This is a genomic window from Plantactinospora mayteni (assembly GCF_016862935.1).
Taxonomy (GTDB): Bacteria; Actinomycetota; Actinomycetes; order Mycobacteriales; family Micromonosporaceae; genus Plantactinospora; species Plantactinospora mayteni.
The window spans coordinates 426,266-439,960 of record NZ_BONX01000023.1; the positions used below are offsets into that span (position 1 = coordinate 426,266).

General features: G+C 73.3%; 12 protein-coding genes. 1 reads left to right on the top strand and 11 read right to left on the bottom strand.

Annotated elements, in window-relative coordinates:
- Positions 1-23: 23 nt before the first annotated feature.
- The 10 genes from Pma05_RS18025 to Pma05_RS18070 all read right to left on the bottom strand — a co-directional run bounded on the left by Pma05_RS18025 (position 24) and on the right by Pma05_RS18070 (position 11,562).
- The gene (locus Pma05_RS18025) at positions 24-1,976 is read right to left on the bottom strand and encodes an SUMF1/EgtB/PvdO family nonheme iron enzyme (protein WP_203858560.1); all 1,953 of its coding nucleotides are present in this window, start codon (positions 1,974-1,976) and stop codon (positions 24-26) included.
- A complete protein-coding gene (locus Pma05_RS18030) occupies positions 1,973-2,965 on the bottom strand; it encodes a ribokinase (protein WP_203858561.1) in 993 nt (330 codons plus the stop codon). Before Pma05_RS18030 ends, Pma05_RS18025 begins: the two co-directional genes overlap by 4 nt.
- Before the next feature lie 58 nt (positions 2,966-3,023).
- Complete coding sequence (locus Pma05_RS18035; protein WP_203858562.1) at positions 3,024-4,460, bottom strand: ADP-ribosylglycohydrolase family protein; 1,437 nt, start codon at positions 4,458-4,460, stop codon at positions 3,024-3,026.
- Complete coding sequence (locus Pma05_RS18040) at positions 4,457-5,590, bottom strand: ADP-ribosylglycohydrolase family protein (RefSeq protein WP_203858563.1); 1,134 nt, start codon at positions 5,588-5,590, stop codon at positions 4,457-4,459. Before Pma05_RS18040 ends, Pma05_RS18035 begins: the two co-directional genes overlap by 4 nt.
- Positions 5,591-5,592: 2 nt before the next feature.
- Positions 5,593-6,900, bottom strand: coding sequence for an ABC transporter substrate-binding protein (locus Pma05_RS18045; RefSeq protein ID WP_203858564.1), 1,308 nt, complete (start codon positions 6,898-6,900; stop codon positions 5,593-5,595).
- Between the two features lie 29 nt (positions 6,901-6,929).
- Entirely contained in the window at positions 6,930-7,862 is a 933-nt protein-coding gene (locus Pma05_RS18050; RefSeq protein WP_203858565.1) for a carbohydrate ABC transporter permease, read from the bottom strand.
- A 2-nt stretch (positions 7,863-7,864) separates the two neighbouring features.
- Complete coding sequence (locus Pma05_RS18055; RefSeq protein ID WP_239312537.1) at positions 7,865-8,800, bottom strand: carbohydrate ABC transporter permease; 936 nt, start codon at positions 8,798-8,800, stop codon at positions 7,865-7,867.
- Positions 8,797-9,933, bottom strand: coding sequence for a LacI family DNA-binding transcriptional regulator (locus Pma05_RS18060; protein ID WP_239312538.1), 1,137 nt, complete (start codon positions 9,931-9,933; stop codon positions 8,797-8,799). The genes Pma05_RS18055 and Pma05_RS18060 overlap by 4 nt, the downstream gene beginning before the upstream one ends.
- 260 nt (positions 9,934-10,193) lie before the next feature.
- Entirely contained in the window at positions 10,194-10,613 is a 420-nt protein-coding gene (locus Pma05_RS18065; protein WP_203858566.1) for a YccF domain-containing protein, read from the bottom strand.
- A gap of 22 nt (positions 10,614-10,635) precedes the next feature.
- Complete coding sequence (locus tag Pma05_RS18070) at positions 10,636-11,562, bottom strand: ribokinase (protein ID WP_203858567.1); 927 nt, start codon at positions 11,560-11,562, stop codon at positions 10,636-10,638.
- 77 nt (positions 11,563-11,639) lie between these two features.
- Here Pma05_RS18070 and Pma05_RS18075 point away from each other — a divergent pair, with 77 nt between their 5' ends.
- On the top strand, positions 11,640-12,635 hold the full coding sequence (locus Pma05_RS18075) for an LLM class flavin-dependent oxidoreductase (protein WP_203858568.1): 996 nt from the start codon (positions 11,640-11,642) through the stop codon (positions 12,633-12,635).
- 207 nt (positions 12,636-12,842) lie between these two features.
- Here Pma05_RS18075 and Pma05_RS18080 read toward each other — a convergent pair whose 3' ends face one another.
- Complete coding sequence (locus Pma05_RS18080; protein WP_239312539.1) at positions 12,843-13,682, bottom strand: ABC transporter ATP-binding protein; 840 nt, start codon at positions 13,680-13,682, stop codon at positions 12,843-12,845.
- Positions 13,683-13,695: the final 13 nt, after the last annotated feature.

Consider the following 13,695-nt stretch of genomic DNA (forward strand, 5'->3'; position numbering starts at 1 on the left):
CTTCCTCCCAGGTGCACTACGGGCTACAGGTCGACCGCGCAGCGGAAGCCGATCGACTCCGAGCGGGTCAGTCCGGCGCCGAGGGTCAACAGCTTCACCGAGACCTCCGGCGGCTGCGGGCCGCCGTCGAGATACCAGTCCGAGCCGTCGGCCCGGTACGCCGCGCCGCCCTTGAGGATCACGAACCGGGTACGCCCGTCGGTGTGCTCGCTCTCGGTCAGGTTCCAGTTCAGTAGCTCGGCCCGGCGCAACAGTCCCAGTTCGGCGGCGACCTGCCACTCGTCCTCGGTCGGCAGCCGCAATCCGGCCCAGGCCGCGTACGCCCGGGCGTCGGCCAGCTCGACGTGGGTGGCCGGCGCCTCGGCCGGGCCCGACATTCCGCCGTCCGCCCACGGCCAGCGCTCCGGCCGGATCGGGCGGTAGCCGGTGGCCCGGACGAACTCGGCGTACTCGGCGACGCTCACCTCGCGCTCGGCGATGCCGAACCGTCCGAGGTGGACGGTCCGGTGCAGGGTCACCGGCTGGTGCAACCGGGGCGGCAGCGGCTTCCACTCGTCGACGTACGGCGCCTCGCCGTAGAGCCCGGTCTCGCGCTGCCGGTGTCGGACCAGCAGCTCCCGCCGCCCGCCGTCGACCGCCCGCATGCCCGCCGGAAGGTGACCGGAGCGCACCACCGGCGCCGGGCGGCGGACCGCCGAGCGGGCCGGGAAGTTCGGGTCACCGTCGGCGGGGGCGTACCGGGGCAGGGTCAGCTCCTCGGCCGTGGCGAGCACGGCGGCGATCCCACCGGCGGGCAGTGCCCCGCCGATCGCCACCCGACCGGGGCCGGCCGGGGTGGCGGTCAGCTCGGTGCCGGTGGTCAGCTCGTACCAGTGCTGGCCGGGGTGCTCCTCGGTGACCAGCCACGGCCCGTCGTACGCCCCGCCCCGGTTGACGACCGTCCACAACGGAGTCTTGTCGTGCTGCCAGCGCGAGGCGTACACCTCGGTCCCGGCCACGTGGTCGGCGAGCGGGGTCCAGTCCTCGGCGCGCAGCCAGGCCGGATGGCTCCGCTGCACCCGGCGCATCGCCGCCAGTACCGCCCGGTCCCGCTCGTTCCAGCCGACCCAGACCCCGAAGACGCTCTCCCAGACCAGCACCCCGACCCCGTTCAGCCAGGCCGAGTGCAGCTCGTCGAGGTGGCTGCGGTGCCAGCGCCGGGTGTGGTGCAACACGTGCCGCCGCTCGAACCACTTGGCCCGGAGCACCCCCGGCACCGGCGAGTCGGCGAACCACTGCGCCCAGGACATCGCGTGGTCGGCGATCCGGGCCAACGGCACCCGGGACTCCCCCTCCAGCACGATGCCCGGCCGGGCCGCGTCCAGGGTCTTCCGCAGTTCGCCCGCGCCCTCCTTGAGGGTGTCCAGGAACACCCCGTCCACACCGAGCCAGCCGACGAGCGCGGCCACCTCGTCCGCGTCGGGGCGCTGGGCCCGGCGGGTACCGACGTCCCACGGGTTGTAGTCGATGAACACCCGTACGCCACGCGCCTGGAACGTCCGCACCACCTCGGGCAGCTCCGGTACCTGCCGGTAGTAGTCGAACTGGTTGCGATCGTCCAACCCGATCACCGGGTACGCGTGCCAGAGCACCACCCCGTCGAAGCCGCCGAAGTCGCGTTCCGCCGCGTCCAGGAAGGCGTCGACGGTGAAGACGCCCCGTTCGGCGTCGTAGAGCGACTCGTCCCAGAGCCAGGCCAGGCAGACGGTGAAGCAGTCCCCGGCGATCTCGGCGTAGTGGCTGCCGTCGTAGCCGAGCCGGGCCCGCGCCTCGATCCGCCAGCGGGTCAGCCGGTCCCGCCAGGCCGGCCAGTCCGCCGGGTCGTCCGGGGCGGCGAAGATCTTCGCCTCGTCCAGCTCCGACAGGTCGGCACCGGCCGTCAGCGGCACGGCCGTGGGCAGGTCGATCGGCCTCGGGACGTAGGGGTTGAACGTCATGCCGGCTCCGGGTAGCTCTGTGCGTAGAGGGCGTCGATCTCGTCCCGGGTGGGCAGCGCGGTGGAGGCGCCGGGGCGTTGCGCACAGGCGGCGCCCGCCGCGCAGGCCCAGCGCAGCGCCGCCGTCACCGCCGCCGGCTCGACCGGCCCGCGCCGCTCCGCCCAGGCCACCGCCAGCGCGCCGGTGAACGCGTCCCCGGCAGCGGTGGTGTCCACCGCGTCGACCGTCGGCGCCTCGACCGTCAGCCGCAGGCCGAACCGGTCGGCGTAACACGCGCCCCGGGCGCCCAGGGTCAGCACCACCCGGGGGACCAGGCGCAGCAGGGCGTCCAGCAGGGCGTCGAGCCCGGTCTCGGCGGCGAGACCGGCCACCATCGCCGCCTCGACCTGGTTGACCACCAGCACGTCCACCGCGTCGAGCAGCTCCGCCGGCAACTGCCGGGCCGGCGCGGCGTTCAACACCACCGTGGTACCGGCGTTCCGGCCCCATCCGGCGGCCTGGGTCACCGCCGGCAGCGGCACCTCCAGCTGGCACAGCAGCACGTCCGCTGCCGCCACGGCGGCCCGGTCGTCCGCGTCCAGGCTGGTCAGCTCGGCGTTGGCGCCCGGCGCCACCACGATCAGGTTCTCGGCGTCGGCGTCCACCGCGATCAGCGCCACCCCGGACGGACCCGGCACGGTACGCAGCCGTCGCAGCTCCACCCCCGCCTCCGCCAGGTTGGCCCGGAGCTGGTCGGCGAAGCCGTCCTGCCCGACGGCGCCGACGAAGTCGCACCTGGCCCCGGCCCTGGCCGCCGCCACCGCCTGGTTGGCGCCCTTGCCGCCGGGAATGGTCCGCAGCGCGTCGCCGAGCACCGTCTCGCCGGGCCGGGGCAGCGTCGGCGTCGACACCACCAGGTCCAGGTTGGCGCTGCCGACCACCACCACCCGGACCTCGCCGGACCCGCCCGGGCCGGCGGTGGGTTCGGCCTTCGGCTCCTCGCCTGTCATGCCGACGCACCTTCCGCTCGCGGCTGCGAGGCCCGCAGCACCGGCCCACTCCGCGCGCTCACGATTCCGCCCCGACGGCCGCACCACGGTCCGGCACAGGTCCGGCCGCAGTCCCCGGCACCTGAGCGGTCCCCGAGACCTGGGTCCGGGCCAGCCGCCCGGTCCGCTCGGCCAGCGCGGCGAACTCGACACCGTCGAAGCCGGCGATGCTGCTGCGCAGCCGGCCGCGCAGCGGTCCGGTCCACTCGGCCGGCAGTCCGGCGGCACCGGTCAACGCCCCGGTCACCGAGCCGACCGTCGCCCCGGTCGAGTCGGTGTCCCAGCCGCCGCTGACCACCGCGCAGATCGACCGGACCAGGTCGCCCCGGCCGTACGCCAGGGCCGCCGCGACCAGGGCGGCGTTGTTGCGTACGTGCACCCAGTGCAGGTGGCCGTGCCGGGCGTAAAGGGTGTCGAGCACCGACTCCCAGTCGGTCGAGCCGGTCGCCGCCTCGGCACCGAGGGCCCGGGCCTCGCGTACCGTCGCCGCGAAGCGGCTCTGCGGCGGCAACACCGACTCGCCCGCGTCGAGCACACTGTCTACATCGGACGTCACCACGGCGGCCGAGGTCATCGCCGCCACCCAGAGCGCCCCGTGCACCCCGCCCCGGACGTGGCTGACGATCGCGTCCCGGTGGGCCAGTTCGGCCGCCAGGTCCGGCCGGCCGGGGTGCACCCAGCCGTACACGTCGGTGCGGATCTGGGCACCGATCCACTCCCGGAACGGGTTGTGCCGCAGCGCGGTCTCCGGTGGGGTCAGCCCGAGCAGCAGGTTCCGGTACGCCACCCGCTCGGCGGTGAAGACCCGTCCGCCGGGCAGCCAGTCCAGCCACGCCTGGGCCACCTCGGCACTGCTGAACTCCCGGCCGTACGTCTCCAGCACCCGCAACGCCAGCAGCGCGAAGTTGAGGTCGTCGTCCTCCGGCATCCCGTCGATGTTCTCGGCCAGGCTGGTCGGCGCGCTGCGCCGGTTCCACGGCCAGCGGGCCGCCACCTCGGCCGGCAACCCGACCCCGGTGAAGTAGCCGGCCAGCGGCCACCGCCCGGTGGCGGTCAGGATCTCCCGGATGCCCTGCCGGGGAATCTTCTCCACCGGCTTGCCCAGCAGGCAGCCGACCGCCCGGCCCAGCCAGCCGCCGTGCACCCGGTCCGGCTCCGGCGCCCCGGTCGGCAGCCCGTACTCCGTCGGCCAGCTCGCCCGGATCGCGGCCAGTTCGGTCGGCTCGGCCGCCGATCCGGCCGGTGGCAGCGCGTCGCACTCGTCGAGCAGTTCCGCCGCCAGCGCCCGCAACTCCGGGCCGGCGGGCTCGGCCGACGCCCCGCTGACCGGCGGCAGCACGGACCCGCCGGCCGCCGCCCAGCGCCGCGCGACCGCCGAGACGTCCCGCCCCTCGTCGGCGCTGGCCGCCAGCTCGTGCGGCAGCAGATCCTCCGGCTGTACCCAGGTCAGTCTCATGACAGTCCGGCAAACCGCTCGGCGCGCCGGGCGAACCGCTCCCGGTCCCGCGCGAAGACCTCCGCCGCCACCTCGGCAAGCTCCCGGGCCGGCGCCACCAGGTCGGTCCGGGACGCCTCGGCTACCGTCGCCGACCACTCGGCCGGGACCGCCGCCGCGCCACCGAGCGCCCCGGCGATCGCCCCGGCCATCGTCGCGGTCGAGTCGGCGTCCCGGCCGTAGTTGACCGCGCCGAGCACCGCCTCGTGGAAGTCCCCCCGGGCCACCACGAGCATGCCGAGCGCCACCGGCAACTCCTCGATCGAGTGCAGCCGGCTGGGCCGCCGCGCCCCCAGGCCCGGGTTGCGGTACTCCTCGCCCACCGTGTCGTACGGGGCGACCGCGGCGCGCAGCGGTGCGATGGCGTCGCGCCAGTCGGCGTACCCCTCGGCCTCCTTGACCACGGCGGCGATCGCCGCCCGGGTGCCGTCCCTGGCCAGGTCGAGTACGGCGGTCAGCACGTCGGCCACGCCCGCGCCGGGCGACATCGCCGCCGCCACCGCCGCGGCGAGCACCGCCGCCGCCTCCCGGCCGTAGCTGTGCTGGTGCGCCCCGGCGATCTCGACCGCCTCGGCGTACGCGCCCGCCGGGTCGCCCGCGTTCACGATCCCCACCGGGGCCATGTACATCGCCGCACCACAGTTGACGATGTTGCCGACACCGCCCTCCCTCGGGTCGGCGTGCCCGTGGTGCAGGCGGGTGACCAGCCACCGCTCGGCGGCGGCGAGGCGGTGGAAGGTCACCCCCTCCCGCTCCAGGTCCGGGATGTAGACCACCCGCTCGAGCAGGTCGGGCACGAGCAGTTCCACCACGTCGTACGCGTCGAGATGGTCACGCTTCCTCCCGTACGCCCGCACCAGCGCGTGGGTCATCAACGTGTCGTCGGTGATGTGCCCGTCGCCCTTGTGGTACGGCGCCAGTGGCCGCGCGGTGGCCCAGTCGGCGTGGAACGGCGGTGCGACCCCCCGCACCCAGTCGCCGTAACGGGCCCGGATCTGCTCGGGCAGCGCCGTTTCGGTGGCTCCGCCGAGGGCATCACCCACGGCGGCACCGACCAGGCAGCCGACCGACTTGTCGAGCAAGTGTTCCATGATTACCTCAGGACCTGCTTCCCACCGTCGACGAGCTGGGTACCGAGCTGGTCGAGCGTGATCTTGTTGGCGAAGTACTGCTGGAGGGCCGGGGTGGCGTACTTCAGCTTCCACTCCGGGTAGCCGTCGACCATCTGGAACGGCGCCACCGTCAGGTCCTTGGCGCTGTCCGCCGCGACGTCCCAGCCCTGCTTGCCGCCGGTCGTCTTGACCAGCTCCTCGTTCGCCTGCTTACCGGTCGGGACCAGCCAGTCGCCCTTGGCCAGCGCGGCCATGTTGGTCGGGTTGAGGAAGTACTCCAGGAACTGCGCCGCCTGCTTCTGGTGCGCGGAGTCGGCCGCGACCGAGAGGGTCTGCGGGTTGGCGGCCTGGTTGGTGGAGACGCCCTTCACCGGCGGGATGGTCACCCACTCGAAGCCGGCCGGCGCCTGCTCGACCATCTGCTGGCGCAGCGAGACCGAGCCGGGAATCATCGCGTACTTGCCGGCGAAGAAGCCGGGCAGGGTGTCGGCGCCGCTCATTCCCAGCGCCTCCGGCGAGGCGGTCTTGCTGGTGTAGAGCATGTCGTGGATCCGCCTCGGCACCTCCTTCTCGGCGTCCCCGATCCGCACCTCGGTCTTGCCGCCGTCGGTGTAGAAGTACTTGCCGTCGAAGTTGAGCGCCAGGTTCAGTACCCGGTTGGTCGGCGACTTCAGCGCCCAGGCCACGCCGTACTTGCCGGGGCCGGTCAGCTTCTGCGCGTTGGCCTGGAACTCGTCCCAGGTCCAGCCGCCGTCGGCCGGCGGCACGGCCACGCCGGCCGCGTCCAGCAGCTTCTTGTTGGCGATCACGACCTGCGACTCCAGCAGGAACGGCACGCCGGTGACCTTGCCGTCGAAGGTCGCGGTGTCCCAGATCCCCTTGTCGATCTGGCCCTTGAAACCGTCGGAGAGCAGGCCGGAGAGGTCCGCCAGGTAGCCCTGCTTGCTGAACTCGCCGATCGACGCCGCCTCGTAGTGCACGATGTCCGGCGCGTCACCACCCTCGAAGGCGGTCAGCAACTGGTCGTGTACGGAGTTCCAGTCGCCCTGGACGTACTCGACCTGGATGTCCGGGTGTTCGGCGTTCCACTTGGCCACCAGGTCCTTGTTGGCCTGGAGCGACTCCTTCTGCCAGGCCAGGCTGAGGAACCGCAGCTTGACCGGGCCGGAACCCTCGTCGTCTCCGCTTCCGCCGCCGCACGCGGCGAGCGCGCCGAGTCCGACGACACCGGCCAGCGCGGCGGCGACGACCCGCCGGGAAACTCTTCGTCGGGAAACTCTGTCGAGCACGGGTGCTACCTCCTGTGGTGGTTGTGTGGCTATCCCTTGACAGCTCCGGCGAGCGACCCGGAGGCCAGCCGGCGCTGCATGACGGCGAAGAAGACCAGGCTCGGGATGGTGGCCAGCAGCGAGCCGGCGGCCAGCGGCCCGAGCCGGGCGGTGCCCTCGATCCCGACGAACCGGGCCAGCGCGACCGGCAGGGTCGCCAGCTCCGGAGTCTTGATCAGCACCAGGGCGAAGAAGAACTCGTTCCAGGCGGAGATGAACGCGAACAGCGCGGTGGCGACCAGGCCGGGGGTCAACAACGGGAAGATCACCCGGCGCAGCGTCTGGAGCCGGTTCGCCCCGTCGACCGAGGCCGCCTCCTCCAGCTCGCGCGGGATGTTGCGGACGAATCCCTGGAGCATCCAGAGCGCGAACGGCAGCGCCCAGACCACGTAGATCAGCACCAGCCCGGCGTGCGTGTTGGCCAGCCCGGCCTGCCGGAGTACGAGGAAGATCGGGATGATCAGCAGCACGAACGGGAAGAGCTGGGAGAGGAGTACCCAGCCCAGCGCGACCGTGCCCAGCCGGGTCTTGAACCGCGCCAGCGCGTACGACGCCGGGGTCGCGATCAGCACGGTGAGCAGTGCCGAGGCGAGCGACACCTGGATGCTGTTCCAGGCCGCCCGACCGAGTTCCTGCTCGGTGAACGCCTGCACGAAGTTGCTCAGCGTCGGGCTCTCAGGTATCAGCGTCGGATGCAGCTGCACCAGCTCGCGCGGTGGCTTGAACGAGGTGGAGAGCAGCCACACCAGCGGGAACGCCAGGAAGACCAGGTACCCCGAGAGGGCCAGGTATTGCAGTCCCCGGCCGACCCGCCGGCGGCGCCTCGGCTTCGCCCGGCCGGCTCCAGCGGTCGCGGTGCCGGGCTTTCCCGGCCCGGTGCCGGGCCCGGTGGTCGGGCCGGTCGACGTCGTGTTCCGGGCCATCGTCAGTTCGCCTCCCGTAGCCGGCGACGGAGGTACACCGCGAGCAATGCCACGACGATCACCACCATCACGTTGCCGAGCGCCGCCGCGTAGCCGTAGTTGCCGTACCGGAACGCCTCCTCGTAGGCGAAGAGCATCGGCAGCATGGTGCGACCGCCCGGCCCACCAGCGGTGAGCACGTAGACCAGGCCGAACGAGTTGAAGTTCCAGATGAAGTCCAGCGAGGTGATCGCCACGATCACCGGCATCAGCGAGGGCAGGGTCACGTTGCGGAACCGCTGCCACGCGCTGGCCCCGTCCATCGCCGCCGCCTCGTGCAGCTCGCGCGGCACCCCCTGCAACCCCGCCAGGAGTACGACGGTGGTCTGCGGCATGCCGGCCCAGACCCCGACGATGATCACCGCTGGCAGGGCGGTGTTGAAGTCGCCGAGCCAGGTGGTACGGAGCCCGTCCGCCCCGATCCGGTAGAGAAACTCGTTGAGCAGGCCGGCGTCCGGGTGGTAGACCAGCCGCCAGAGGATGCCGACCACCACCGGTGGCATCGCCCAGGGCACCACGGCGAGCACCCGGGCCACGCCCCGGAACCGCAGCCGCTGGTCGAGCAGCAGGGCCAGCCCGAGGGCGAGCAGGAACTGGAGCACCGTCACCGCGAACGCCCAGAGCAGGCCGATCCGGAACGAACTCCAGAACAGGCTGTCGCCGAGCAGTTCCCGGTAGTTCGCCAGGCCGGTGAAGCTGACCTCGACGTTCCGGCCGGCCCGGGCGTCGGTGAAGCCGAGGTAGATGCCGCGCAGCAGCGGGAACACCGACAGCACCAGCACGGGCAGCAGGGACGGGAGCAGCAGCAGGTAGACGGTGGTCCGGTCAGAACGGCGACGCCGGGAGCGGTTGCCCGGCCCGGTCCGGTCGACGTCGGGCCGCTCGGCCAGCGTGGTCACGAGGTCACCCCCACGGTGCCGTCGGCCGGAGCCGCCCGGCCCCCGGGTCGGGTGGCCCCGCCGCTCGACGGTCGCCGGCTCGACGGCGTACCGCCGGGGGTCGGGCGGCCGACGGTGCTGGAGGCGCGTACCACCAGGCTCGGCGCGACGTGTTCGCGCCGGGGCGGCAGGTCGGGGTCGGCGATCCGCTCCAGCAGGAGTTCGGCCGCCCGCCGTCCCCGGGCCGCGGAGCCGAGCGAGACGCTGGAGAGCTGCGGAAAGGCCATCTGGGCCAGCTCGGTGTCGTCCATGCCGACCAGCGCCACGTCCTCGGGTACCCGGCGGCGCTCGGTGAGCAGCGCGTGCAGGGCGCCGACCGCGATCAGGTCGTTGGCGCAGAGCAGCGCGTCGGGCTCAGCCCGGGCGAAGAGCCGGGCGGCGGCGTCCCGGCCGGCGGCGTACTGGAAGTCGCCGACCTCGATCAGCCGCTCGTCGACCGGGATGCCGTGGCTGGCCAGCGCGGCGCGGAAGCCGGCGTCCCGGGCCGCCCCCGGCACCGTGTCCAGCGGGCCGTTGACGAGGCCGATCCGCTGCCGGCCGGCCGCGACCAGGTGGTCGACGGCGAGCGCCACGCCGGCCCGGGAGTCGGTCCGGACGTTGTCGACCGGCGCGTCGTCGGGCAACTGTCCGACCACGACGACCGGGATCGGGCTGACCACGATCGCGTCGAGGTGACGGTCGGTGATCCGGATCGGGGACATGATCATGCCGTCCACGTACCGGTTGGCCAGCCGGCGCAGCAGGTCGGTCTCGCTCTCGATCTCGCCGCCGGTGGCGTGTACCAGGAGTTGCCGGCCCGAGGAGGTGACGACGGCCTCGATGGCCCGCATCATCGCCACGTAGACCGGGTTGCCGATGTCGGCGACGGCGAGCGCGACCAGGCCGGTGCGCTGGGACTGGAGGGACCGGGCGATGGCGTTCGGCACGTAACCGACCTCGGCCGCCGCCGCGCGGACCTTGCGGACCGTCTCGGCGCTGCCGCCGATCCCGTTCAGGACGCGCGAGGCCGAGGCGATCGAGACGCCGGCCCGGGCCGCCACGGTGTGCACGGTCGGCCGACCGTCGGCGGAGGTCTGTAAACGTTTACGACCCATGCACCGAACCTCCGCTCCTGACTTGTAAACGTTTCCGGGGAGTCTGCTCCGCTCCCCGCGACCCGTCAAGACCCCGTTACGAAAACGTTTCGTCCCTGCTCAGCGCGACAGTGGCGTCACCGAGTCGCGCGAATTCCCTCGGCGCACGTGTCGATCCGGCCGGGCGGGCGAGCGGGCGAGCAGCGCACCGATCGGATCGGCGTACCGAGCGGAGCGGCTACCCGGGGGCAGGGCGACCGTCGTGGCGGGATGTCTCGGCGTCAGCTCGTCGGCGCGGGGCTCGCCGCCGGGCGACGGAGGTCGTCGACCTCCACCACCTCGCGGCCGAGCGGCCAGAACGCCGCCGGGACCAGCTTGAAGTTGGCGATACCGAACGGGATTCCGATGATCGTGACGCAGAGCGCGACCCCGGCGACGATGTGCGCCAGCGCCAGCCACCAGCCGGCCAGTACCACCCAGAGCACGTTGGCCAGCCCCGAACCGAGCCCGGCGCCGGGCTTCGCCACCAGGGTCCGGCCGAACGGCCAGAGCGAGTAGTAGGCCAGCCGCAGCGCGGCGACTCCGAACGGGATGGTCACGACCAGCACGAAGCAGATCAGGGCCGCGATCCCGTAGCCGATGGCGAGGGCGATGCCGCTGCCGAAGATCAGCCAGAGCAGGTTGAGCACGAAACGCACCATGCCTCCATCGTGCGCCTCCCGATCAACTCGCGGGGACGGAGCCGGCGTCTCCACCCGCCGGCACGTAGAGGGCGTCGATCTCGGCCCGCAGCGGCAGCGAGACCGAGGCACCGAGCCGGCGCGCACAGGCGGCACCGGCCGCGCTCGCCCAGCGCACCGCGTCGACCGGCTCCCGTCCCTCGCCCCAGGCCACCGCGAGCGCGCCGGTGAAGGCGTCACCGGCCCCCGTGGAGTCGACCAGGTCCACCTTGACCGCGGGTACGTGCACGGCGGTGCCGTCCCGGTCGCCGTACCAGGCGCCGTGCCGGCCCAGGGTCAGCACCGCGCGGGGCACCACGGCGAGCAGCGCCGCCGGGTCCTCCCGGCCGCACCCGGTGATCGCCCGCGCCTCCGCCTCGTTGACCACCAGCAGGTCGACCGAGTCCAGCAACTCGACCGGTACCGGCTGGGCGGGCGCCGCGTTCAGCACCACCCGGGTACCGGCGGACCGCGCCGCCCGAGCCGCCTCGGCCACCGTACCGACCGGAATCTCCAACTGCGCGACCAGTACGTCCGCCTCGCGTACGGCGGTCAGCTCGCCCTCGGTGAGCCCGGTGAACGCCGAGTTGGCCGCCGGGGTGACCACGATGGTGTTCTCGCCCTCGGCGTCGACGGTGACCACCGCCACCCCGGAGGCGCCGTAGACCACCCGGACCCGCTCGGTGTCCACCCCGGCGGCCGAGATCCGGGCCTTGAGCGTCACGCCGAACGAGTCCGAGCCGATCGCGCCGAGCAGTGCCCCGTCGGCGCCGGCCCGGGTGGCCGCGATCGCCTGGTTGGCGCCCTTGCCGCCGGCCACCATCACGAAGTCGGTGCCGAAGACGGTCTCACCGGGTTTCGGCAGGGCATCGGTGGTGACCACCAGGTCCATGTTGGCGCTGCCCATGACTACGACCCGCGGCCGGCTCACCGGAGCCACCTCCCGTTTCGGCGACCGCCTGAGTCTAGAACCGGCCGTCGTCGGTGTCTTCTGGCAGGCTGCCAGACATGGGACAGATGCCGATCGGAGTGATGTACCGCTGTGACACCGCCCCCGAGCAGCTTCCGGCGTACGCCCGGCTGGTGGAGCGGCTGGGCTACGACGAGCTGTGGGTGGTCGAGGACTGCTTCTTCGGCGGGGCGGTCTCCAGCGCCGCCGTCGCCGCGGCGGTCACCGACAAACTCAAGATCGGCATCGGCATCCTGCCGGCGGCGTTCCGCAATCCCGCGCTGGCCGCCATGGAGCTGGCCAACCTCGCCCGGCTCTTTCCCGGCCGGATCCTCCCCGGGTTCGGCCACGGGATGCCGGACTGGGTACGCCAGGTCGGCGCCGACCACCCGTCCCCGCTGGCGGTGCTGGAGGAGACCGTGGCGGCGGTACGCGCCCTGCTGGCCGGGGAACGGGTCACCGTCGCCGGCCGGCACGCCAGACTGCGCGAGGTGGCGTTGGAGTTCCCGCCGGAGCAGCCGCCCCCGATCTCGACCGGCGTACGCGCCGAGAGGTCGCTGCGGCTCTCCGGCCGGGTGGCCGACGGCACCATCCTGGCCGAGGGCGCCAGCCCGGCGTACGTGCGCTGGGCTCGGGGGTTGATCGACGAGGGGCGCCGGGAGGCCGGTCGTACCGACGACCACCGGCTCACCGTCTACGCCCACCTGGACTTCGACGAGGGCCGGGCCAGTGCCCGCCGCGAGTTCGCCGCCCAGCTCGCCGGCGGCTGGGGGCTGCCACCGGCCGACGCCGACCTGGCCGACGAGATCACCGGCATGCTGGCCGGCTCGTCCGGTGCCGAGGCGCTGGCGGCGGCCCTGCCCGAGCACTATCTCGACCGGTTCACCGCGGCCGGCAGCGCCGAGCAGTGCGCGACGGCGGTGACCCGGCTCCGGGAGGCGAGCGCGGACGCGGTGGTCTTCGTCCCACCCCGGGACGCCCAGTCGGCGGTCGCCCAGCTCACCCTGGCGGCCGAGACGCTGCTCCCGCTGGTCCGCGCCGCCACCACCCGCTGACGGGCGGGCCGCCACCACCCGCTGACCCCCGCCCACCCGCTGGCCCACGCCCACCAGCTACCCGCCGCTCTCCACCTGGACACCAGATACGTCAACCGTGCGCCGTAGCGCCTCTACCGTCCAGGTGACGGGCTGGCCACCGCCCGACGGCGACGGGCGCGGGCGGCCCGGTGAGCGGGTGAGCGGGTGAGCGGGTGGTTGGGGGGGTCAGGCGGCGCGGGCGGTGAAGCGGTCGCCGGAGCGGTCCACCACCAGCGGTACGCCGAAGGTCTTGGAGAGGTATTCGCCGGTGACCGTGTCGGCGAGCGGCCCCTGCGTCACGATGCCACCCTCACGGAGCAGCAGGGCGTGGGTGAAGCCCGGCGGAATCTCCTCGACGTGGTGCGTGACCAGCACCATCGCTGGAGCGTCCGGATCGTGGGCCAGATCGGCCAGCCGGGCCACCAGATCCTCCCGGCCGCCGAGGTCGAGTCCCGCCGCCGGCTCGTCGAGCAGCAGCAACTCCGGGTCGGTCATCAGTGCGCGGGCGATCTGGGTGCGCTTCCGCTCGCCCTCGGAGAGGGTCCCGTAGGCGCGGTCGGCCAGGGCCAGCACGCCGAGCTGGGCGAGCAGGCCGTTGGCCCGCGCCTCGTCCATCTCGTCGTACTGCTCGCGCCAGCGGCCCACCACCGACCAGGCGGCGGTCAGCACCGCGTCCCGGACCCGCTCCTCGGTCGGGATCCGCTCGGCCAGCGCCGCCGTGGTCAGCCCGATCCGGGTACGCAGTTCGGCCAGGTCGGTACGCCCGATCCGCTCGCCGAGCGCGTGCACCAGTCCGGTGGTCGGGTGCAACCGCCCGGCCGCCAGGTTGAGCAGTGTCGTCTTGCCCGCGCCGTTGGGCCCGAGGACCACCCAGCGCTCGTCCGGCCACACCCGCCACGTCACGTCACGCAACAGTGGAGTGCCGGAGCGCAGTACGCCGACCCCGTGGAAGTCGATCACCACGTCCGGGGGTACCGGTGCCGGGGAGCCGGCGTCGGCAGGGACGGAAACCGGATCATCACGCACCCGACCATCCAAC